The 21719-nt window shown below is 70.9% G+C and carries 16 protein-coding genes; 5 read left to right on the top strand and 11 right to left on the bottom strand.

From position 1 onward, the window contains the following. The first annotated feature begins 3 nt into the window (after positions 1–3). From IH61_RS0106330 to IH61_RS0106340, 3 genes are read left to right on the top strand one after another with little or no spacing between them, the layout of a single operon-like run. Complete coding sequence (locus tag IH61_RS0106330; protein ID WP_031066204.1) at positions 4–864, top strand: TatD family hydrolase; 861 nt, start codon at positions 4–6, stop codon at positions 862–864. Next, positions 864–2048: a metabolite traffic protein EboE gene (eboE, locus tag IH61_RS0106335; RefSeq protein WP_031066207.1), complete on the top strand. Its 1185-nt coding sequence runs from the start codon at positions 864–866 to the stop codon at positions 2046–2048. The genes IH61_RS0106330 and eboE overlap by 1 nt, the downstream gene beginning before the upstream one ends. After that, positions 2048–3418 (top strand): alkaline phosphatase family protein, encoded by a 1371-nt coding sequence (locus IH61_RS0106340; protein ID WP_031066209.1) that lies wholly within the window; start codon positions 2048–2050, stop codon positions 3416–3418. The genes eboE and IH61_RS0106340 overlap by 1 nt, the downstream gene beginning before the upstream one ends. Before the next feature lie 61 nt (positions 3419–3479). On the opposite strand, the gene IH61_RS0106345 is transcribed toward IH61_RS0106340, so the two are convergent. The 7 genes from IH61_RS0106345 to IH61_RS42605 form a co-directional block, all read right to left on the bottom strand. Further along, positions 3480–4928: a serine/threonine-protein kinase gene (locus IH61_RS0106345; protein ID WP_051836380.1), complete on the bottom strand. Its 1449-nt coding sequence runs from the start codon at positions 4926–4928 to the stop codon at positions 3480–3482. Between the two features lie 155 nt (positions 4929–5083). Further along, entirely contained in the window at positions 5084–6391 is a 1308-nt protein-coding gene (locus IH61_RS0106350) for a sensor histidine kinase (protein WP_031066214.1), read from the bottom strand. Continuing rightward, on the bottom strand, positions 6388–7053 hold the full coding sequence (locus IH61_RS0106355; RefSeq protein ID WP_031066216.1) for a response regulator transcription factor: 666 nt from the start codon (positions 7051–7053) through the stop codon (positions 6388–6390). Before IH61_RS0106355 ends, IH61_RS0106350 begins: the two co-directional genes overlap by 4 nt. Before the next feature lie 146 nt (positions 7054–7199). Then, on the bottom strand, positions 7200–7574 hold the full coding sequence (locus IH61_RS47635) for a hypothetical protein (protein WP_031066219.1): 375 nt from the start codon (positions 7572–7574) through the stop codon (positions 7200–7202). A gap of 108 nt (positions 7575–7682) precedes the next feature. Further along, entirely contained in the window at positions 7683–8126 is a 444-nt protein-coding gene (locus IH61_RS40435) for a hypothetical protein (RefSeq protein WP_199823277.1), read from the bottom strand. 245 nt (positions 8127–8371) lie between these two features. Further along, positions 8372–8926 carry a hypothetical protein gene (locus IH61_RS0106370; protein WP_031066225.1) on the bottom strand — a complete coding sequence of 185 codons (555 nt, stop codon included), beginning with the start codon at positions 8924–8926 and terminating at the stop codon, positions 8372–8374. 175 nt (positions 8927–9101) lie between these two features. Further along, entirely contained in the window at positions 9102–11777 is a 2676-nt protein-coding gene (locus IH61_RS42605; RefSeq protein WP_158844693.1) for a hypothetical protein, read from the bottom strand. 1736 nt (positions 11778–13513) lie between these two features. On the opposite strand from IH61_RS42605, the gene IH61_RS0106380 reads away from it, so the two are divergent. Then, positions 13514–14065: a hypothetical protein gene (locus IH61_RS0106380; RefSeq protein ID WP_031066230.1), complete on the top strand. Its 552-nt coding sequence runs from the start codon at positions 13514–13516 to the stop codon at positions 14063–14065. A gap of 2 nt (positions 14066–14067) precedes the next feature. After that, complete coding sequence (locus tag IH61_RS0106385) at positions 14068–14439, top strand: hypothetical protein (RefSeq protein ID WP_031066233.1); 372 nt, start codon at positions 14068–14070, stop codon at positions 14437–14439. A gap of 186 nt (positions 14440–14625) precedes the next feature. On the opposite strand, the gene IH61_RS0106390 is transcribed toward IH61_RS0106385, so the two are convergent. The 4 genes from IH61_RS0106390 to IH61_RS0106405 form a co-directional block, all read right to left on the bottom strand. Beyond that, a complete protein-coding gene (locus IH61_RS0106390; RefSeq protein WP_051836384.1) occupies positions 14626–16785 on the bottom strand; it encodes an alpha-galactosidase in 2160 nt (719 codons plus the stop codon). A 199-nt stretch (positions 16786–16984) separates the two neighbouring features. Then, complete coding sequence (locus IH61_RS48245) at positions 16985–19771, bottom strand: Ig domain-containing protein (RefSeq protein WP_051836386.1); 2787 nt, start codon at positions 19769–19771, stop codon at positions 16985–16987. A gap of 52 nt (positions 19772–19823) precedes the next feature. After that, on the bottom strand, positions 19824–20750 hold the full coding sequence (locus IH61_RS0106400; RefSeq protein WP_324607582.1) for a carbohydrate ABC transporter permease: 927 nt from the start codon (positions 20748–20750) through the stop codon (positions 19824–19826). Further along, a complete protein-coding gene (locus tag IH61_RS0106405; RefSeq protein ID WP_234327055.1) occupies positions 20747–21655 on the bottom strand; it encodes a carbohydrate ABC transporter permease in 909 nt (302 codons plus the stop codon). Before IH61_RS0106405 ends, IH61_RS0106400 begins: the two co-directional genes overlap by 4 nt. Positions 21656–21719 lie beyond the last annotated feature (64 nt).

Consider the following 21719-nt stretch of genomic DNA (forward strand, 5'->3'; position numbering starts at 1 on the left):
CCCTTGCGCATCTTCGACCCCCACATCCACATGACCTCCCGCACCACCGACGACTACCGGGCGATGCACGCCGCCGGCGTCCGCGCCCTCGTCGAACCCGCCTTCTGGCTCGGCCAGCCGCGCACCTCGCCCGCGAGCTTCCGCGACTACTTCGACGCCCTGATCGGATGGGAGCCCTACCGGGCCGCCCAGTACGGGATCCAGCACTTCTGCACCATCGCGCTCAACCCCAAGGAGGCCAACGACCCCCGCTGCACACCGGTCCTCGACGACCTGCCCCGCTACCTGGCCAAGGACCGCGTCGTCGCCGTCGGCGAGATCGGCTTCGACTCGATGACCGGCGCCGAGGAAAGCGCCTTCACCGCGCAGCTCGCCCTCGCCCGCGAGCACGCCCTTCCCGCCCTGGTCCACACCCCGCACCGGGACAAGGCCGTCGGCACCGTCCGCACCCTCGAACTCGTGCACGCCGACGGCATCGACCCCGCCATGGTGGCCGTCGACCACCTCAACGAGGTCACCGCGCCCCTGGTCGCCGACTCCGGCTGCTGGATGGGATTCTCCATCTACCCCGACACCAAGATGGACCCGGACCGCATGGTGCGCATCCTCCAGGAACACGGCACCGATCGCGTCCTCGTCAACTCCGCCGCCGACTGGGGCCACAGCGACCCGCTGCTCACCCGGGCCACCGCGGACGCGATGCTCGCCGCGGGCTTCACCGAGGACGATGTCGAGCAGGTGCTGTGGCGCAACCCGGTCGCGTTCTACGGGCAGAGCGGCCGCCTCACCCTGGAGCCCGAGCCAGACCGGTCGGCCGCCGACCTGGTGTTCGCCGGGAACTCCGTGCGCAGGGGCGGCAGCTGATGCGCCTGAAGCACCGCAGCGGCGAGACCGTGCACCTCGGCTACTGCACCAACGTGCACCCGGCCGAGGACCTGGCCGGCATCCTCGGACAGCTCGACACCTTCGCCGTCCCCGTGCGCGAGCGCCTGGGGGAGCCCACGCTCGGCGTCGGGCTCTGGCTCGCCCACCGCGTCGCCGCCGAGCTCGCCGCCGACCCGCACGCCGTGCTGCGGCTGCGCGCCGAACTCGCCGCCCGCGGGCTGGAGGTCGTCACCCTCAACGGCTTCCCCTACCAGGGGTTCCACCAGCCGGTGGTCAAGCACGCGGTGTACCGGCCCGACTGGTCCTCGCCCCAGCGACTCCACTACACCTGGGACCTGGCCCGGATCCTGGCGTGGCTCCTGCCCGACGACGTGACCGAGGGCACCATCTCCACCCTCCCGCTCGGCTGGAGCGATGGCTGGACCAGGGAGCACCAGGCCCTGGCGCACCGCCACCTCGACCTCCTCGGCGCGGAGCTCACCGGCATCCTCCTGCGGACCGGATGCACCATCCGGGTCGCCCTGGAACCGGAACCCGGCTGCCTGATCGAGACGACCGGCCAGGCCGTCCACCACCTCTCCGCCCTCGACCCGGACCACTTCGGCCTCTGCCTCGACGTCTGCCACCTGGCCGTCGCCTTCGAGGACCCCGAGGCGGCCGTGGCCGAACTGGACCGGGCCGGCATCACCGTCCTGAAAGCCCAGGTCTCCTGCGCCCTCCACGCGTCCTCCCCAGCGGACCCCGCCACCCGCAGCGCTCTGACGGCCTTCGACGAGCCCAGGTTCCTGCACCAGACCCGACAGGCCGACCGGCCGCAGGACGGGACGGACGACCTGGCGCAGGCCCTGGCCGGCCCCACGGCGCTGAGCGGCGGCAGCCCGTGGCGCACCCACTTCCACATCCCCGTGCACGCGGACCCCGCACCCCCATTGGCCACCACCCGCCCGGTGCTCCAACAGGCGCTCGCCGCCCTGCTCGGCGGCGAACGGGCCCGGACCCGCCACCTCGACGTCGAGACCTACACCTGGTCCGTGCTCCCCGAGCCGCCACGGAGCAGCGCCGACCTCGTCGACGGGATCGCCGCCGAACTCGACTGGACCCGCCGGGAACTGGCCCGGCTCGGGCTGACCGCATCCCCGTCGACGCAGAGCAGGAGGACGTGATGGCCGTCGTGGTCCTGGACGTCGTCGGCCTCACCCCGCGCGCGCTCGCCGACATGCCGCGCCTGCGGGCCGTGGCCGAGGGCGGATTCCTCGCCGAGCTGGACACCGTGCTGCCGGCGGTCACGTGCTCGGTCCAGTCCACCTTCCTGACCGGGGAACTGCCCGCCGGGCACGGCATCGTCGGCAACGGCTGGTACGACCGCGAGATGGGCGAGATCGCGTTCTGGCGCCAGCACCACCGGCTCGTCCGGGGAGAGAAGGTCTGGCAGGCGGCGCGGCGCACCCACCCCGGCCTGAAGGTCGCCAACATCTGCTGGTGGTACGCCATGGGCGCCGACGTCGACATCACCGTCACCCCGCGACCGGTCTACCACTACGACGGCCGCAAGTCCCCCGACTGCTACACCGATCCGCCCGCACTGCGCGAGGAGCTGACCGCGGAACTCGGCCGCTTCCCGCTCTTCGACTACTGGGGCCCGAAGGCGGGCATCGCCTCCTCCCGCTGGATCATCGCGGCCGCCCGGCGGGTCGTCGACCGGCACAACCCCGACCTGACCTTCGTCTACGTCCCCCACCTCGACTACGACCTCCAGCGCCACGGCCCGAACTCGCCGCAGGCCCGCACCGCCGCGCGTGAACTCGACACGCTCCTGGGCCCGTTCATCGACGAGCTGCGCGCCCGGGGAACGACGGTCGTGGCGCTGAGCGAGTACGGCATCACCGAGGTGCGGCGCCCCGTCGACGTCAACCGGGTGCTGCGCCGGGCGGGCCTGCTGAACGTCCACACCCAGCAGGGCATGGAGTACCTCGACCCGTGGACGTCCCGCGCCTTCGCCACACCTGACCACCAGGTGGCGCACGTGTACGTGGCCGATCCCGCCGATCTGGAGCGGGTACGGGAGGTGCTGCTGAAGACCGAAGGCGTGGACCAGGTCCTGGACCGCGACGGACAGGCGAAGGCCGGCGTCGACCACGACCGCGGCGGTGACCTGCTGGCGATCGCCTCCGCCGACAGCTGGTTCACCTACTACTACTGGCTGGACGACGAGCGCGCACCGGACTTCGCCCACGGCGTGGAGATCCACCGCAAACCGGGCTACGACCCGGCCGAGCTCTTCTTCGACCCGGCCGACCCGCTGGTCATGGCCCGCGCCGCGATGGCACTGGCCAAGCTGAAGCTGGGCATCCGCGGCACCATGTCGGTGGTGCCCATCGACCCGACCTGCGTCCGCGGCAGCCACGGCCGCCTCCCGGACGACCCGCAGGACGCCCCCGTCCTGCTCTGCTCCAGCCGCGAGCACGCGCGCGACCGCTTCCACGCCACCGACGTGAAGCGGTTCCTGCTCTCGTGCCTGGACGTCGAGCAGTGAGGCCCGTCGCGCGACACAACGGGGGAGGGAGAGGGGGAGAGAGGCCGGTCGGTTGGCCGGGTCATCGGTCATCGGGGCGTCGGCAGGCGGCCGAGCCCGGGGACGCGTCGGCCCGGCAGAGGCGGTCCCGGTCGGCCTCATCGGTGCTGAGGTAGCGGCCGGCGCAGTGCTCGGTCCCGTGTTCGGCGCAGAAGGCGGCGGCCTCGTGACCGCTGGCGAAGCCGCCGGGGGCGCGGACGATCCACTGTCCCGGGGTCAGCGAGGCCCAGGCGTCGCCGTCGACGAGGGTGGCACCGGGCACCTGCCGCTGGATGGCGGCGAGTTCCTCGTCCCTTTCGTCGGCGTCGGTCGTGTTCGGGATCTCGGCCAACTGGGCGATCCAGCCGCCCTTCTGACCCGCTGTGGGGGACGGTTCGGGGTCGGTGGCGCGGTTCCCGCTGCCCAACAGGGTGAACGCGGTGGTCGCGACCGCTGCGGTGCCCGTGAGGACGGCGAGCATGAGCAGCAGGCGGCGGCGCTCACCGCGAGGGGTGGCAGCGCCGTCGGAGGAGGGCGAATCGGCGGGGGGACGCCCGACCGGCCGGGCCACCAGGGTCGGCGACTCCACCAGCGTGTCCGGGGATGTGCGGGCGGGCGCCAGAGGGAGCACGACGGTGTTCGCCTCGCTCGGGCCCGCCCACCTCCCGCCTTCGGCGGCGGCGTCGAGTAGCTCGGCGAGCCTGGCCGGGGAAGGACGCTCATCGGGCTGTCGTGAGAGCAGCGCGTCGATCACCGCCGAGAGCGGGCCGGCCTTGGACGGGGGAGGAACCGGCTTCTCGCAGACCGCCAGCAGCGTCTGCCACACCGTGTCGTGCCTCAAGGGGTGCTCGCCCTCGACGCACACGTAGAGCAGCATGCCGAGCGACCACAGGTCCGACGCGGGGCCGACCTCGCCGCCACTGATGCGTTCGGGGGCCATGTACTCGGGTGAGCCCACGATGTCGCCGGGCTCGGTGAGGGTCTGCGAACCCGCGAACGACGCGATGCCGAAGTCGGTCAGCACGGCGGAGCCGTCCGGCCGGATCAGCACGTTCCCCGGCTTGACGTCCCGGTGCAGGACGCCGGCCGCGTGGGCGGCCCGCAGGGCACCGAGCACGTCCAGGCCGATGCGCGCGGCCCGGACGGGGCTGAGCGGGCCGTCCTGGAGGACCTCGTGCAGGGACCGTCCCTCCACCGCCTCCATCACCATCCAGAGGTCGGGCCACCGGTCCAGGACCTCGTGGACGGCGACGACCTTCCCGTGGTCGATCCTGGCGAGGGCCCGGGCCTCCCGCAGCACCCGCTCCCGCACGTCGGTGGACCGGTGCACGTCGTCGGTGGCCGAGCGGATCTGCTTCAGCGCGACCTCGCGTTCCAGGACGAGGTCCCGCGCCAGCCACACCGTACCCGTGCCGCCCGCGCCGAGTCGTTCCAGCAGCTCGAAGCGCTCGGCCACGAGGTCGCCGAGGGAGTACTGCGGTAGGGGGGTCATGACCTGTTTCCTTGCCGTGTGCCGTCCCCGATGGGAGATCCGGCGGCGCACGGTTCGCGCTCCTCGTGTGCCGATCCGGGGACCGGAGCATTCTGGCTGAGGGAACCTGAGGATTCGGTGAGCCTGCGCCACGCGCGGGCGGCGGCCCGGGGCCGTCAGCTCCTCTGGACCGGGACCCGCAGGAGGAACCTGGCCCCGCCCCGGTCGCTGGTGGCGACGGTGAGCGAACCCCCGTGGGCGTGGGCGACCCACGCGGCGATCGACAGCCCGAGGCCGCTGGAGCCCTTTCCGCTGCGGAACCGCTCGAAGAGGGACCCGGCCTGCTCGGGAGGGACACCGGGACCGGCGTCGTCCACCGTGACGGTGCCGTCCGACGTGACGGTGATCTCGATGTCGGCCGGTCGTCCCGGGTCGTGGCCGTGGGCGAGAGCGTTGCCCAGGAGGTTGGCGACGGCGCGGCGCAGCAGCCCCGCGTCCGCGAGGACGACCACCTCCTCGGTCCGGACGGTCACCCGGTGTCCGTCCGTCGGGGTGTCGGCGACGACGGCGTCGACGAGCTGGTCGAGCCGCAGCGGCTCCAGGCCCAGCCGTACGGCACCGGCCCGCAGCCGGGCGCGGGTGAGCAGGTCGTCGACCAGCTCGCTCATCCGGGTGGACTGGCGCAGCGTGCGGCGCATGACCTCGGTGCTGTCGGCCTCCCCGCGCAGCCCTGTCTCGGCGAGCACGCGCAGCGAGGCGACGGGGGTGCGCAGATCGTGGGCGGCGTCCGCGAAGAACGCCTCCTGCTGCTCGAGCGCCGCGAGGGCCGGCCGAACCGCCCGCCCGGCGAGCCAGTGGCCCGCCGCGGCCGAGACGGTCACCAGGACCGCGCAGGCGATGCTGAGGAGCAGGGTCAGCCGTTCGTTGTCGGCCAGGTCGGACGAGATGTCGACCGCGGCGACCGCGACGGCCCCGGAGGCGTTGGCGCCCGAACCGGCGAACGGCTGGGCGTACAGGCGAAGGCGGTGGCCGTCGGGAGTGGTCGCGGTGCTCGTGGCGATCTCCCTGTCGCGTCCGGCCTCGGCGGCGACAACCTGCAGGGCGGCGGCGGGGACGGCCAGGCAGGGCCGGTGCGGCGTGGCGACCGGGGAGAGCCGACTGCCGGAGCCTTCGAACAGGGTCACCGGCGGGCAGTCGTACGCGCCCTCCTTCGGGTCGGGGTAGTCGAGGTCGCCCTCCTCGTCGTACGTCAGATCGGCGATGACCCGGGCAGTGCGGAGCCTGAGATCGGTGTCGACCTGGGCGCGCCAGGACGAGTTGTCCCCCTGCACGGCGATGATCGCCATTCCGACCAGACCGAGCGCACTGACGAGGCCGAAGAGCAGGGCGATGCGGCGCCTCAGCCGTCGGATGCGGCCCTTGGGCGTCGGCGGGGCCCCTCGGCGGGAGCGGCGGAGCCGGTCGACCGGGGCCGGGCGTCTCACTCCTGCGACTCCAGTCGGTAGCCGACCCCGCGCACGGTGTGGATCAGCGGCGGATCCCCCAGCTTGCGGCGGAGCTGGGAGACCAGGACCTCGATCACGTTCGAGTTGGGCTCGGTCAGCTCGTCCCAGCAGCGCTCGATGAGTTCGCCGCGGCGGACCACCTCGCCGCGGCGCGCGGCGAGCGTCTCCAGGAGGGCGAACTCCTTGATCGTGAGACTCAGGCGGACACCGTCGCGGTGCACCGTGCGGCCGGCCGTGTCGATCTCCACGCCCCCGCAGCGGATCACCGGCGGGCGCGGGACGGCGGTGCGCCGGCACAGGTTGCGCACCCGTGCCACCAGCTCCGGCACCGCGAAGGGCTTGGCCAGGTAGTCGTCACCGCCGGTGGTCAGGCCCTCCACCCGGTCGGCGACGGTGTCGCGCGCGGTGAGGAAGAGCACGGGCACGGTCTGCCCCTCCGACCTCATCCGGCGCACGTAGTCCGCCGAATCCCCGGCCGGCAGCATCCGGTCGAAGACGACGCAGTCGTAGGCGGTGACGAACAACGCCTCGTCGGCCTCGGGGAGGTCGGCGGCCTCGTCCACGGCCAGGCTGCTGCCGCGCAGTGCGGCAGCCACCGCAAACCGCAGGTCATCGTCGTCCTCGACCACCAGTACTCGCATGTCGGCCAGGATAGTGACGTCCGAGGTGTTCCGCGGGACCCAGGGGGGCAGAGATCCGACCTTTTCCGAGGAGGGCCGTGCACCTCCCGCCGAGATCCGGCGGATATCCGGGAGGCGCACAGCCGACCGCCGGTTCGCGGCCGCCGCTACGGCAACGGGCCGGCGTCGTCGACGGGTGGCTTTCCTACCGTGGGACGGGAGAGGGAGGCACCGTCGACGTGGAGGATCATCGCAGCACGAACCTGAGGATTCGATGAGCCCCGGTACGACCTCTGGCCGCCGCCGGTTCGGGCATCGCCGTTCGGGCGGGGCGAGGTTCCCCGGCAGTGGTGCGCCGCGATCCGGTGGTGCGCGATGACCCCGGCCTGTCGGCACACGGGCTTCAGGGTCTCGGCGCTCGGGCTCACGATCGGCATGACCGCGGCCGAGGTCGCCAGGAGCACCGCCAGCATCACGACGAGCAGGGCGCCCCGTTGGAGAAACGATCCGGCGCGCGCCGGTATCCGTACGGACTCGTGCATGGCCCTGCTCCGTCCTGCGTCCACCGTCGGTGTCCGGTGAGAGCCTGACCGGACGTGGCTGAGGATTCGGTGAGGCCGACCGCGCTGGGCAGCCGTGGGCTCGCTCCCTCACGGGGCGTTCAGGACGAGAGGCGCGACGCGCTTGCGGCCGACACGCCCGGCGGAGAGGTGGAGTGCGTCCTCGACCAGCCTGACCTGCCCGCGGACGGCCTTCGCCCATGCCTGCTCGCGGAGGAACGCGTCGATGGTCTCGGCGTCGTCGGGGTGCCGCGGTGCGCCGATCAGGGCGATGCGCAGGGCTTTCAGCCCCGCCTGCACGGCGAGGATCTCGGCATCGAGGTGGAGCCGGACCATGAGGGCCAGGTCCAGGGGATTGCGGTGGAACACCTGCTCGTGACTCCATCGCGCCGGGGCCAGGTCGAACAGCCACTGCGCCGCGGAACGTTCGAAGTCCGCCGATCCGGGCCGACGGACCGAACCGGGCCATCGGACCGCCGGCGCACGCGTCCGTCGTGGCGCGGGATTCGCGCCGGGAGCCGGGATGGTGGTCATGATTCATCACCCTGACTTCCATGGGGGGCACGGAGACACTGGCCCGACCGGCGGACGCAAGCAGGAGGACTGCCGCTCGTTCGCAGGTCTCGGGGTACCGCGTGGCCGGAACGCTTCGGGTGCGACGAGTCTCAGGTCCGCCATCGGCCCTGTCAAGGCTTGCCTGACAGCCCCGACGGAGGGCCCCGGCGTAGGGGCGCGGGCGTGGAACGGGGTAGCGGCCCCGCTCCGGTCCATGGCTCGGCTCAGTCCAGGCCGAGTACCGACAGGGCGGTGGTCCAGTCGGTGGCGATGGCGCGCTGGGCGGGGCGCAGGTCCACCCGGTGGTTGCAGACCGCGCGGTAGAGCTTGTACTCGACCTTGTCCTTGTCGGCGGCGGTGAGGTCGTCCGGGCCGGTGCCGTAGCGCGGCTGGGGCCAGAGGTTGCGCGGGTCGGTCGGGTGGCCGCCCAGGGAGAGCGGTATGTGGTGGTCCTCCTCGTAGTCCGCGGTGTCGGTGTTCTCGTAGCCGTACTCGCCGATCTGCTTGACCTTCAGTCGGTTCGTGTAACTCGTGGGCGGGCGGATCGACTTGCTGTAGCCGGCGACGCAGATGGTGTCGTCGACGGTGTCCTCGGTGACGTCCGGGTTGGTGACGCCCGGCGTGCAGGACGGGTCGGGCAGGGGCAGGAACGCCTGCGAACACGTGGCGGCGGCGGTGCCCGCCGCCGGGGCGGCCTGAGCGGTGCCGCCGGCCGCGAGCACGGCGACGGCGAGTGCGAGCGCGGCCGCCGAGGCGGCGAGACGCTGGGGGTGAGGCATGGGCAAGGGCTCCTTGACGAGGGCTCGGTCCGGATCGCCGAGTGGTGGCCCCATGACACCACCGGTGGGATCCGGGTGATCAGAGAATCCGGAGTGAACAATGACCGAAGCGTCAACTGGCCCCGGGCGACGGATCTTTACCCGATGTTCCTCCAACGCGCGAGCCGGGATACGGCTACGGCGTGCCGAAGCCATCGAGGGTGCTGGTCTGGCCGGAGAGCTTGGTGACGGTGACGGTGTGGGACCCGGAGCCGAGGCCCGTGGCGGTGTGGACGGGGACGTTGGAGTGTCGGGTCCCGTCGGCGGGTGTGGTGTTGACGACCTGTTGGGTGCCGCCGTCGATGGTGATGCCGATGGTGCCCTGGTCGGTGTTCTGTTCGCCGTAAACCTGGATGGAGGTGCCGGTGAAGTTGTAGGTGGCAGTGGAGTCGTCGGCGGCGGCGTAGTGCACGTCGTCACCGTGGTCGCCGAAGCCACGGTTGCCGGAGACGGAGAAACCGCTGTGGCTGATCGCCGGATCGGTGTCGTTGACCCGGTTGAGCACCCAGACCTGGTCGGCGGTCGTTCCGGCGGGGAGCGTGGCGATCAGGAAATGGCTGCTGAGCAGTTGGACGCCGTCAGCACTGACTTGGGTAGCGCCCGCAAAGACCTGGGTGGTGGCGCCGAACCCCTCGCCGGCGATCAGGACCTGGTTGGTGCTCGAGGCCGGTGAGATGTAGAAGGACCCGGACGCCGCCGCGCCGGCCGGCACGGCGGTGCCGGAGGTCACACCCGCCTTGCTCAGCAGGGCGGACGGAATGTCGTTCGGCCGGGGGTTCGCGAAGATCACCGTGTTGTCGCTCGCGTGAAGATCCACCGTCCCCGGATTGCACCCCACGACGTCGATGTCGGCGTTGAAGTAGTTCCCGGTGGTCCAGATGTGCCCGGTCGGGTTACAGCCGCCGGTGGCGTGCTCGCCCGCGCTGAACGCGGCATTGCCCTTCCAGTGGATCCACTCGGAGCCGGCGTCGGAGTAGAAGGTCTGGTTGGTGTGGCCCCCGTTGTAGGCGACGTTGCCGGTCACCTGGAGACCGTGCGCGAGGGTCTGCGTCGGATCGGCCTTGTCGTAGCTGGTGGGGTTGCCGGAAGCGTCGTAGTACTGCGCCTGGTGGCCCTCCACGTAGACCGCGCCACCGTCCTCGAGCACGGACATGTAGTCGTGCAGGACGTTGTAGCTGATGGTGTTGTCCTGGTTGATGTTGATCGCGTTCTGCGAACTGTCGGCCTGGTCGACGTGGCCCTGGATGACGCCGGCGCTGATGCCGGTGTAGGGCAGATCGTAGAGGGTGTTGTGAGTGATCGTGGTGCCCTGGGAGAAGAGCAGGATGATGCCGGGGGCGGAGCGGTATTCGGTGCCGACGTGGTGGATTGTGTTGTCGGACACGGTGGTGCCGGTGAGGATCTCGTTGGTGCCGATGGTGTCCCCGCTGACGGCTGAGGCGTCAGGCGTGCAACCCTGCTTGATCGCCTCCGGGGTGTCCGGATCGGTGGCGGGATTGGGGTTGGTGGGGTTCGGGTCGGCGGTGCAGCCGAGCAGGATACCGGTGGAGGCGATGTCGGTGAATTCGTTGCCCCGGACGAGGGTGTTGTGCGAGCCGTACCTGACGCTCAGTCCGGCGCCGCCGAGTTCGGAGAAGCGGTTGCCGGTGAGGGTGATGTTGTCCGCAGCGGTGAAGGCGACGTTGGCCAGCGGCTGGGCCAGAGCTCCCCAGGGGCAGGAGCCGGCCGGGTCGGACCACAGGCACAGGCCCTGGTCGGGCGTCGTGCCGGTCATCCGCAGGTTGCTCTGCACGTCGGCGAAGCCCACCGAGGTGGACGGGTCGTTCCAGGTGGCGTAGGAGAACTGCAGGCCCTGGAACGTCAGGTCGTGCAGCGGGGCGGCCAGCGTGCCGGCCCCCTGCACCAGGGCCTCCAGACGGGGAAGCTCGATGTCCAGAGCCGTCATCCGCTGTCCGGCGAGCGGTTGGTAGTAGAGCGTGTTCGCCGAGGAGTCCAGGTACCACTGTCCGGGACGCAGCAGCGCCTGGGTGTTCGTCACGGCTGCGGGCATCGTGTTCGGCTTCATGGACGGCAGCTCGCCGCTACGCGGGTTGAAGCTCGACCGGTTGGTGACGTTGTTCCAACAGGGCTGAGCCATGGTCAGCTTGCCGTCGGCATAGGAGGCCACGCGGCAGCGGGACTCCGTCCAAGGCCCGTTGCCGCCCGGGTAGTCGAACTCGACTCCGGCGACCTGCGCCGGGGTCAGGCCGGCAAACCAGGACACGGCGGTGCTGTCGTTGCTGATGTCGTAGCCGGTGGCGGAGCCGGACCAGGAGCCGGTGAAGCCGAGGTCCTTGGGACTGGCCTGGGCGATGGGCGCCTGGTGTCCGTCGACGTACAGCTGGCGGCTCGCGCTGCCGTTCGGGACCGGGGCGGACCAGATGCCGGCGGTGCCGGTCTGCGTCCAGCCGGTGATCTGGGTGGCGCCGGAGATGACGGGGTGGGCGCCAGGGGCGGCCTTCCAGATGACGGGGTGGCCCGAGCTGCCCGAGTCGTCGGCGGTGAACTTCCAGGTGCTGGACGGGCGGTAGGTACCGTCGAGCAGGTTGACGGTGACGTCCGCACCGCTGCCGGCCGGGTTGAGCGCGCGCACGGCGCTCTGGGCGCCGTCGAGCGAGCACGGTGCACTCTGCGAGCAGGCGGAGCCGCTGCCGGTGGGGGAGGCGTACAGGGTGACGGGAGTGGCCGCCGCCGCGGTGAACGCGCTCAGGACGGCGCTCACCACCGCGGCGGCGGTCGTCGCTGCGAGTACGCGTATCTGACGGTGTCTCATGAAAGGTGCCTTTCCGCAGTCGGCCGAGGTGGGGCCGGCTGCCGCGTCGAGCCGGGGAGCTGACCCGGGTTGGCCGGTGCCTGCTGGTGGCGGGAGGGTGTGGTGACCGTGACGGGCAGAGTGACCGAGGCGCAGGTCTTGCCGGAGGCCGACGGAACGGTCAGGGTGAGGAGGCTGGCGGCTACGGCCCTCGCCGTGTTGCCGGGGGCGACGAGCGCCAGGGCGGTGGGAGCGGCGACCGCCTTCGCACTCCTGGGGAATCGGTCCGTGAAGTGGCTCCCGTGGAGTGGGGTTGGGGTAGCCGGTTGCCGAACTCGAGGACTGTGCTGACGTGCTGTCGCGGGTGTGGTGCCGCGTTCGGCCCACGGCAAAGCCTGCGCCTGCGAGCTGACAGGGCATCGAGGAGCGCCGTGCCGACGGCAGCTTCGTACGGTGGGGCCGTTGAGGACGCCAGCGGGTGGGGCCTGAGGGTGGGGCCAACTGGCTTGGGGACAATATACATCCGATGTCAAGAGTCCAACTCGCCGGCCGACTGACGACGTTGGACCAGCGAAACTCTCGCTCTGACCTGCCAGGAGTGAAAACTTGTCGGAATTGCCCCGTTTGCATCGAAGAGGCAGTGATCGGATGAATGGGAGAAAGGGCAGCCAGCGCGGTCCACCGGCGAGGGCTTGGACCGTCAGCGGGCGGCGGCCGACCGCTCCGCCCTCGCCAGTGCATCTCGGACACGAGCCAGGCGGGCCTCACCCAGGGCAGCAGATCGGCCGGTGAAGTGATCCACGGCGTGATCAAGGAGGCGTCGACCGGACGGAAGCCGCGAAGGAGGACTGCGGCAGTGGTCGCCCAGGCGTTCCAGGCTGGCATCCAGGCTTCGCCGGACCCCGTTGACGCGCCCTGAGGGCCCGGTCCTCCCGGATCCGGTGGACCGTCGCATCCCCTGAACTGGGGGTGTTGCAGCCACCACTGGCCCTAATACCGCCCGGAGGAGGGGTCACACTGCTGAATCAAGCCGTCGAATCGGGCTCCGACAGCGGCCACCTGGCCCGTCGTCGACTGCTCGACACCGCGCCGACCGAGTTTCTCCACCGCCCTTCGTGCACCGCAGACGCGCTCGCCGACCGCACGCTCGCCGCGACGGCCCTGCCCCGGGACAGCCTGGTCGCCAGCCTCGCCCTGCTGCACCTGAGTGCGTTCGCGGCGGCGGCAGGACGAGCGGTCGACTCGGCCAACCCCTCGACCGCGCATTGGCCGGGCTGCGCCGATCGGCCTCGAGTCCGGAGAACGGCGCATCGTCGATCGAGCGCAGGTCATGCGCAGGGAAACGATCCTGCACGAAACTCCGGTCAGGGCCGGATGCAGATGCCTCACTAACAGTTGAACCCAGTAGTTGACCCCGCTCCGGCGGCGAACGAAGCGCGACCCCGATTCCGCCCCTCCGTTGAGTGTCCGCGCGCTACCACGCGCCCTCCCACCGAGACGTCGATCCCTCGCCGTACGACCATGACCGCCCGGCCCGTCGGGCGACGGGGGTCCCGCCCCGCCGACTGGATGGTGTTGCGCCTACCGGTAAGTAATGCTCAAGTGTCAATCAAATGAGGTTGGTTGACGTCTTGGCAACGACATACCTTCTGACCGCCTGATGCCGGGTGCACGGGGCAGGCCAAGGCAAACCCCGTCGGCGGCAGGGGCGCCGTTCGAAACTCGGGTGGACATCGACAGAAATGAGGACCTCTTCCATGCGCTCCAGGATTCTCAAGTCCAGTGCCATTGCCATGATCTGCGCTTCCGCAGTCGGCGTCTCCGGGGTCGGTACCGCCCAGGCGGCCGCTGCCGCCCGATATCGTGTCGCGGCCGACGAGATGGTCCTGCCCGAAGGAGTCACCTCGGCAGACCTGCAGCGAGTCGAGGAGGCGATGAAGGTCCTCGAGGAGATGCCCGACGACATCGCCGAGGCCGGCGACCAGGCCGTCCGGGCATACCTCCAGCAGTGCTACCCGGAGCCCGCGGGTGACGCACAGGCCGTACCGCAGGCCGTCCAGCCCTTCGGCTGGTGGCACGCGGCAATGTGTGTCACTGCCATCGCGGGCGCCCTTGCCTCAGCCGCAGTGCCGGCCGTGAAGGTCCTCAAGCTGAAGGCGTTCATCAAGAAGGTCGGCTCGGTCAAGCAAGCCGCCTACCTGCTGATCCGGGTTGCCACGGGGGCGGAGAAGATCGAGCACCTGGGTGCCGTCCTTGGCTCGCTCGCCGCCGAGGTGATGGGCATCGCCGCGATCCGGAACAACTGCTGATCATGGCCGACGCCGCGGCGAGTGCCGCCACCCTGACGCCGATTCCCGCCCGGGCCCAGGGATTGGCCCTGGCCCTGCATGCTGCGGGGGACGACACAAAGGCCGTTCGCGCGCTGCGCGACGGTACCTTCCTGTCACTGGCCCATGGTCCGACCGCCCTGGCCGCACTGGTCCGAGAAGGCAGCCTGCCCACCACGCCCGCCGAGGCCGCCGCCCGGCTCGCCCAGGACGACGTCGCCCTGCACGCCGAACTGTGCCGCGTACTGGAAACCGGAGACCGCGACGAGGCCACCAGGCGTCTACGGAAGGCCACCGGCCTAGATCTCGCCAATGCGTACCTGCTGGTGGAGCAGCTGGCAGAACCGGAGGACTGAGTTCATGTCGGGCCGGTGCCCTCGACGCACCGAACACCGAGGGCACCCGGCCCCCGCCCGCACTTCGCGCAGTGCGGGCCGAACGATGATCGCGGCGAAGCTACGGAGCGGTGTTCAAGGATCCGCTCATCCGAATTCCGCACGACGTTCAGTGGCTGCGCGATCGGGTGGACGGGCGCATGGGTGTCAGTCCGCCCGCAGCTCCATGACGATGGCCTGCGCTGGGTCGAGCAGCGGTGCGGCCAGGCCGACGGTGGCCAGTGCCGATCCGCGCAGGTGGGCGCTCCCACGGGTGAGCCAGGGGACGGGCCGCGGGGGGAAGGCGTCGGGGAGGCCGATCTCTGGGCAGAGCGTGACGGTGTAGGCCAGGTCGGGGGCGAGGCCGGGGAAGCGGAGCCGGGGCGGGACGGACTCGGTGGTGCGGGTCAGTTGGGCGAGGGTGAAGACGGCGTGGCGGCGGTCCTGGGAGACGACGCCGTGGAGCCAGGCGGACGGGTCCGGGTGGTCGGTGTGGACGGTGGTTCCGGTGTGCAGGAGGGGGCGCAGCCGCTTGTGCAGCCTGATCCAGGCGGCCAGCCGGTCGAGTTCGTCCTCGGTGCAGGTGGTGAGGTCCCATTCGATGCCGGCGTGCCCGAACAGAGCGGTGGCCAGGCGGAACGCGAGGCCCGTGGTGCGCCCTGTGGTGTGGGCGGTGGCGGCGCCGACGTGGCAGCCGAGAAGTTCGGGCGGCAGGAGCAGGCCGGTCCAGCGCTGGATGGCCTGGCGTTCCAGCGGGTCGATGGTGTCGGAGGTCCAGACCCGGTCGGTGCGTTCGAGGATGCCGTAGTCGATCCGGGCGCCGCCGGAGGAGCAGGACTCGATCTCCAGCCCGGGGTGGCGGGAGCGGAGCTCGTCCAGCAGCCGGTAGACGGCCAGGGTCTGGGCGTGCACGCCGGCTGCGCCGTCATGGACGGCCTCCAGCAGGTCCCGGTTGTGGTCCCACTTGAGGAAGTCGAGCCGGTACTCGGTGACCAGTGCGTCGAGCCGGGCAAGGAGGTGGGCGTAGGCGTCGGGGTGGGCTAGGTCTAGCACCTGCTGGTGCCGGTGCGGGGCTGCCGCGCGGCCCGGCGCGGTCAGCAGCCACTGAGGATGGGCGCGGGCGAGGCCGGAGTCCGGGTTGACCATCTCGGGTTCGACCCAGAGTCCGGCCTGCATGCCCAGCGCGCGCACATGGTCGACCAGCGGGTGCAGACCGTCCGGCCACACCTTCTTGTCCACCGTCCAGTCGCCGAGGCCCGCGGTGGAGTCGCGGCGGCCGGTGAACCAGCCGTCGTCCAGGACGAATCGCTCGACCCCGACGCGGGCGGCGAGGTCGGCCAGTTCGGTGAGCTTGTCCGGGCGGTGGTCGAAGTAGACGGCCTCCCAGGTGTTCAGCACGACGGGCCGGGGCGTGCGGGGGTGGTTCGGGCGGCCGCGCAGGAAGCGGTGCAGCTGCTCCGAGAGCCCGTCCAGCCCGCGGGACGACGATGCGAAGTGGACCCATGGGCTGCGGTACGACTCGCCCTCGGCGAGCCGTACTTCGCCGGCCATGAGCAGTTCACCGGCGCCGAGCACGGGCCCGTGGTCCGGCAGCCGCTCGGCGTAGTGGAGGTGGTTGCCGCTCCAGCCGGCGTGGACGGCCCAGACCTCGCCATGGCGGAACCCGAAGCCGGGGGTTCCGGCGATCAGCAACCCGGTCGCGTCGTGTCCGGTGCGGCCTCGGCGCGACTCCCGCAGCGCCAGGCCGTGCTGGAGCGGACGCCGCTGAGGGGTGCGCTCACCGGACCACCGGCCGGTGAAGTCGAGCAGCTCGCCCGCCTGGTCGCCGGTCGGCAGCAGGCAGGCCACCGACTCCAGCCAGAAGATCCCGGGCCCGTCGTTGACCACCTCGTGGCGCATCCGCACCAGGCCCGAGCGCTCCATGCGCAGCTCCGTGCGGACGGTGATCCCCGCCTCGGTGTCGTCCGCCGCGACCTGGACGGTGCCACCGCCCCCCGGATCGGTCTCGATGAAGGACTGCCCGGCCGGGACCAGGCGCAGGTGAGGGGAGCTGCCGGCCCGGTGTCCGGCTATTGCGGGCCGACCGACCCAGCCGTCGGCCTGGGTCGGGATCAGGCGGCACAGCACCGGGACGTCGACCGAGGCCACCGGCGATGGAGGCGACGTGGCGAGCGCCAGGTCCTCGCGGTCGTCGATCGGTCCGGGGTCGGCGCCCCAGTGCAGGACCCGGGGTACGGCTGGGCCGGCCAGGTCCAGGATCAGGGCGGTACCGGCCGCGCGGAGCACGGCGAGGTCGGAGTCGGGTCGGGGCAGGCCGGCGATCGTCATGCGCGCACTCCGATGGCCACAGGGCCGGCGGCGCCCTCGGTGGGCGGTACAACGATCGGCGTCATCTTCTGTCCTTGTCATCGTGGGTCCTGCCTGTCGGCGATGGCGCTCGAAGGCAGGTGGTCGCCGACCCGGACGAGGGACGGTCCTGGTCGGCGACCACGGCGGAGGTGCGGTTCGGCTGTCCGGGTTCAGCCGGTCAGGCCGGCAGGGTCCACTTCTGGGCGGGGGTGTTGTTGCAGTCGTAGATCTGCAGTTGGAGTCCGTTGGCGGTGTTGGCGCCGGGGACGTCCAGGCAGCGGCCGGACTGGGGGTTGAGCAGGGCGCCGCCCGGCTGGGGCTGCCAGACCTGGGCGCCCGTGCCGTTGCACTCGTAGAGTTCGACCTTGGCGCCGTTGCCGGTCGCACCGGCGGTGACGTCCATGCACTTGCCGAGGGCGCGCAGGCTGCCGTCGCCGGCCACGGTCCAGTTCTGGGCGGCGGTGCCGTTGCAGTCGTAGAGGTCGATCGCGGTGCCGTTGATGCTGGAGCCCGCGTTGGCGTCGACGCACTTGGCTGCCGACAGGCCGGAGGTGATCGGGCCGGTGACCGGGCTGGTGGCGGAGTTGATGGTGTAGGTGCGTACGGCGTCGGCGGTCCCCGCGCCGCCCTTGCCGGTGACGGTGAAGGTGGCCGCCGCGCCGGAGGTGGGGGTGCCGGTGATCCCGCCGGTGTCCTGGTTCAGGGACAGGCCCGCGGGAAGCGCACCGGAGGTGACGCTGTACCGGATGGTCTGCGGGGTGTTGGTGGCCACCTTCGCCTCGTACAGGCTGCCCGCTGTCATCGACGGCAGCGAGGCGGTGGTGAACGCCGGCGTCGGCGCGACCACCGACTGCGCGGCGCCGACCGGGGTGCCCGAGCCGTCCAGTTGCTGCAGCGACCACGACGTGCCCTCGGTCACCACCGACAGGTGCCAGTGCGTCGACTGGTCCCGCATCTGCGCCTTCTGGGCGGGAGTGAACGCGCCGAGGTTGCGCGCGCTCTCCCACTGCTTGATGGCCGAGAGGACGGTCGGGGTGTCGGGGTTGGAGGCCAGAGCGGACACCGAGGTCCGGAAGCCGGCGCCGCCGTTGAAGCTCGCGCCGCGGGCGAGGGTGTCCTCCAGGGTCTGGAAGCTGGTCAGCGGGTTGATCCAGCCCATCACACCGGGCAGGTAGTTGTCCTGGTAGTACACGTTGTGCAGGTAGAGCTGGTTCATGCTGGTGGAGCCGACCTCGCCCCAGCTGGCCCGGGAGAGGCCGTCCCAGGTGTTCGAGGTCATCCGGCTGGTCTCGGAGATGAAACCGTCCTTGGCGTTCTGCCGGCGGAAGGTGTCGTTGACGAGCCTGGAGATGCCGTAGGAGCCCCAGCCGGACTGGGAGGCCGACTCCAGGCCGTCGAACGACATGCCGGTGATGCCGGTGGTGTTCCAGATGGAGGCGAAGCGGGTGGCGATGTTGTCGATGATGTTCAGTCCGCCCAGCGCCCCTCCGTAGCTGTTGCCCAGCACCCGGTTGGCCGTCGCGCCGGCCGTGTGGGCCGTCGCCTTCGACCAGAACCAGGCACGGTTGACGCCGGTGATCCGGCATTCGTCGCCGACCTGGCTGTAGCCGGCGTACTGGACGACCTCGTCGTCGATCTTCAGGTAGCTGTTCTGGACGCCCGCGGCTACCGGGGCGCAGCTGGACAGGTAGATCGTGTTGTCGGCCACGGCGATGCTCCGGGTCGCGGTGGCGCTCTGCCCGTAGGCCAGGTCCGGGCTGGCCACCGGGGTCCCCCACGCATCGTGCTGACTGACGAAGTCCGACAGCGTGTGGGCGCCCACCTGGATGCCGTTGGCCTTCGCCTCGTTCACCATGGTGGTCGCGGCGCTGTCGCTGCCGCCGAATCTCCAGTCGAACTGGTAGTGGCCGTCGCTCTGCCACGGCCCGTCGGTGCTGCCCAGCGCGTAGACCATGTCCATGCCGCCGGCTTTCGTGAATTCTGCGGCCTGGGCGACGTTGCCGGTGTAGAGGTCGGACAGGACCAGGATGGACTTGGAGGTCGCCTGGGCCGCTTTCTGCCACTGGCCGTTGATCGTCGGGTAGGGCAGGTTCTGGTCGACGGCGACGTTCGACAGGACGGTGGGCGCCAGGTCCGGGGTGGTGCCGAACAGGGCGATCTTCGAGCCGACGACGCTGCCCTGTCCGTTGGCCAGCGGACCGACCGGGACCGGGTAGAGCGTGCCGCCGTCCACGCCGGTCTGGCGGTCGCGCTTCGTGGTGTAGTCGAAGGTGAAGGCGCGCAGCAGGGTCCCCCACGGGGTACGGGCCCCGACGCTCCACTCCTCCAGCGGGGAGACCTGCACCTGGGAGGGGTTGGCCGCGACCTGGTTCTGCCAGCCGATGGCGGTGTTCACCTCCTCGCGCGGCCAGCCGCCCTCGGTACGGTCGGTGAGCGGCTTCATCCCGACAGCGAAGGCGCTGTCGCGTACGATGCCGACGCTCTCGCCGAGGGTCTGGGTGATGTTCGTAGCCAGCGGGCCCCACAGCAGGGTCTGCACGTCCGCGTCCGGCGGTGCGACGATGTTGGTGACCTCGAGGGTCGTGTAGGTCGCCTTCTCCTGGAGCGCCACGTCGATCTCGACGCCGGCACCGGAGTTGGTGAACACCAGCGTGTTGTCCTGGCCCAGCGTCACCGCCGAGGGCATCACCTGCTGACCACCGACCATGAGGCTGACCAGCGGCGCGGTGCCCTGCCCGGTCGCGACGTAGTTCCTTCCGGAACGCCGGTCGACGAGGGAGGTGACCTGGCCGCCGGCGTTCATGCCCAGGCGCAGGTAGCCGGCGTCGACCAGGACGCCGCCGGACCCGTCCGGGCCGACGGCCGCCGCGGCGACCTGGGCGCTCACTCCGGTGAGCGCGGCGACCACCAGGGCGGTGGCCGTGGCGAGCGCGGTGACCCGCGCTCTGGTGGGGGATGGACTCATGTGTTGCGTACCTTTCACTGGGGGTGGGGGAGAAAGGTGGAGCGGTGAGGGCCTAACCCTTGGTGGCGCCTCCGGTCAGCCCCTTCACGAAGTGGCGTTGGAAGGCGAGGAAGAGGACGAGGATCGGAAGTGAGGCGAGCGACATGAAGGCGAAGAGCTGTCCGTAGTCGGCGGAGTGCATGCCGACCGCGCGGTAGACGCCGACGGTGACGGTCGTGCCGTTCTCCGGGCCGAGGATGATCAGGGGGGTGAGGAAGTCGCTCCACAGGTAGACGCCCAGGAAGATCAACACACTGGCGGTGGCGGGGCGCAGCAGCGGGAAGACCACGGACCAGAAGATGCGGAAGCGGCCGGCGCCGTCGATCGCGGCGGCTTCCTCCAGTTCGACCGGGACGGTGCGTACGAAGCCGGCGAACAGGAAGACGCCGAAGGGAACGTAGTAGCCCATGCTGACCAGGACGAGTCCGGGCAGGGTGTTCATCAGGCCGAGGTCGCGCAGGATCTGGACCAGCGGGTTGAGGATGACGACACCGGGGACCATGAGGCCGGCCAGCAGGAAGACCAGCAGTGCGCGGGCGGCGATGTGCCGGGAGCGGGCGATGGCGTAGCCGAGCATGGCGGAGGTGACGGTGACGGCGACCATCGAGATGACGGTGATCTGGAGGCTGTTGAGCAGGCCGCTCCAGAACAGGTGGTCCGGGCCGCTGAGCACCTTTCGCAGGTTCTCGAAGGTCGGGTGTGTCGGCGGGGTCCAGGGCGTGGCGGTGATGTCGGCGCTGGGCTTGAGGACGTTGGCGACGACGAGGTACAGCGGTGTGGCGTAGACCGTCGCGCACAGGAGGGAGAGGACCGGGCGCAGCCACGGGAGCCGGTCGTCGTTCCAGCGGCGCTGCTTGCGCCGGGCGGGCGTGGGTGGGGTGCTGCTCGGCACGGGGCCGGTGGTGACGGGAGCCTTCGGTGGTGCGGTGCGGAGGTTCACAGGTTCTGCTCCCGCCGTTGCAGGAATCGCAGGGTCACGGTGGACACCACGGCGGTCAGGACGAGCATGACCACGGCGTAGGTCGAGGCGTAGCCGACGCGGTTCTCGTTGAAGCCGATGGTGACGACGTTGTAGGCCAGCGTGGTGGTGGCGTCCGTCCCCGGGCCGCCGTTGGTGATCACCTGGACCTGGTCGTAGGTCTTGAAGGCGTTGATCAGCAGCATGACGGTGTTGATGGTCACGGCCGGGGCCAGTAGCGGCCACGTGACGGCGCGGAAGCGCTGCCAGGGGGTTGCGCCGTCGATGGCGGCGGCCTCGTTGAGCTCGTGCGGCACGGTCTGCAGGCCGGCCAGGTAGACCACGACGCAGAAGCCGAGGCTCTGCCAGATGGCGACCGTCCCCACGCTGTACAGGGCAAGGCTGCGGTCGGTGAGCCAGCCGGGCGGGTTGTGCACCCCTAGCTGCCCCAGCACGGTGTCCAGGATGCCGCCCTGGGCCAGGATCGACTGCCAGATGACGCTGACCACGACCCCGCTGAGGATCACCGGCACGAAGAACACGCTGCGCAGCGCCCGGTACAGGCGGGTGGACCGGTCGATCAGCATCGCCACGGCAAGGCCGAGGACATTGGGGACGACGATGGTCAGGACCGCGAGGATGAGCGTGTTGACCAGCGCGTGCTGGAAGGCCGGATCGGCGAGGAGGTCCTGGTAGTTCTTGAGGCCGATCCAGCGGGTCGGCGGGTTGAACACGTTCTTGTTGGTGAAGCTCTGCCACAGTGCCATGACGGTGGGCACGGTGACGAAGGCGAGGTAGAGGAGGACGCCCGGGCCGGCGAAGCCGAGCCAGAACGTTCCGGTGCGCAGCCGCCTTCCTCGTGGCGCCGTCCTGGGTGCGGTTGACACTGTTCTTCCTCCTGATCGGCGGGCGGGGTGGTGTGGCGCCCCGACCGGGTACGCCGCACCAGCT

Source organism: Streptomyces sp. NRRL WC-3742 (assembly GCF_000720635.1).
Classification (GTDB): Bacteria; Actinomycetota; Actinomycetes; order Streptomycetales; family Streptomycetaceae; genus Kitasatospora.

What these genes read in the sequence shown, in the direction of transcription:
- eboE (WP_031066207.1), top strand. Translation starts at nt 864, where the DNA reads ATGCGCCTGAAGCACCGCAGCGGCGAGACCGTGCACCTCGGCTACTGC.
- IH61_RS0106340 (WP_031066209.1), top strand. Translation starts at nt 2,048, where the DNA reads ATGGCCGTCGTGGTCCTGGACGTCGTCGGCCTCACCCCGCGCGCGCTC.
- IH61_RS0106345 (WP_051836380.1), bottom strand. Translation starts at nt 4,928, where the DNA reads ATGACCCCCCTACCGCAGTACTCCCTCGGCGACCTCGTGGCCGAGCGC.
- IH61_RS0106355 (WP_031066216.1), bottom strand. Translation starts at nt 7,053, where the DNA reads ATGCGAGTACTGGTGGTCGAGGACGACGATGACCTGCGGTTTGCGGTG.
- IH61_RS47635 (WP_031066219.1), bottom strand. Translation starts at nt 7,574, where the DNA reads ATGCACGAGTCCGTACGGATACCGGCGCGCGCCGGATCGTTTCTCCAA.
- IH61_RS40435 (WP_199823277.1), bottom strand. Translation starts at nt 8,126, where the DNA reads ATGACCACCATCCCGGCTCCCGGCGCGAATCCCGCGCCACGACGGACG.
- IH61_RS0106370 (WP_031066225.1), bottom strand. Translation starts at nt 8,926, where the DNA reads ATGCCTCACCCCCAGCGTCTCGCCGCCTCGGCGGCCGCGCTCGCACTC.
- IH61_RS42605 (WP_158844693.1), bottom strand. Translation starts at nt 11,777, where the DNA reads ATGAGACACCGTCAGATACGCGTACTCGCAGCGACGACCGCCGCCGCG.
- IH61_RS0106380 (WP_031066230.1), top strand. Translation starts at nt 13,514, where the DNA reads ATGCGCTCCAGGATTCTCAAGTCCAGTGCCATTGCCATGATCTGCGCT.
- IH61_RS0106385 (WP_031066233.1), top strand. Translation starts at nt 14,068, where the DNA reads ATGGCCGACGCCGCGGCGAGTGCCGCCACCCTGACGCCGATTCCCGCC.
- IH61_RS0106390 (WP_051836384.1), bottom strand. Translation starts at nt 16,785, where the DNA reads ATGACGATCGCCGGCCTGCCCCGACCCGACTCCGACCTCGCCGTGCTC.
- IH61_RS48245 (WP_051836386.1), bottom strand. Translation starts at nt 19,771, where the DNA reads ATGAGTCCATCCCCCACCAGAGCGCGGGTCACCGCGCTCGCCACGGCC.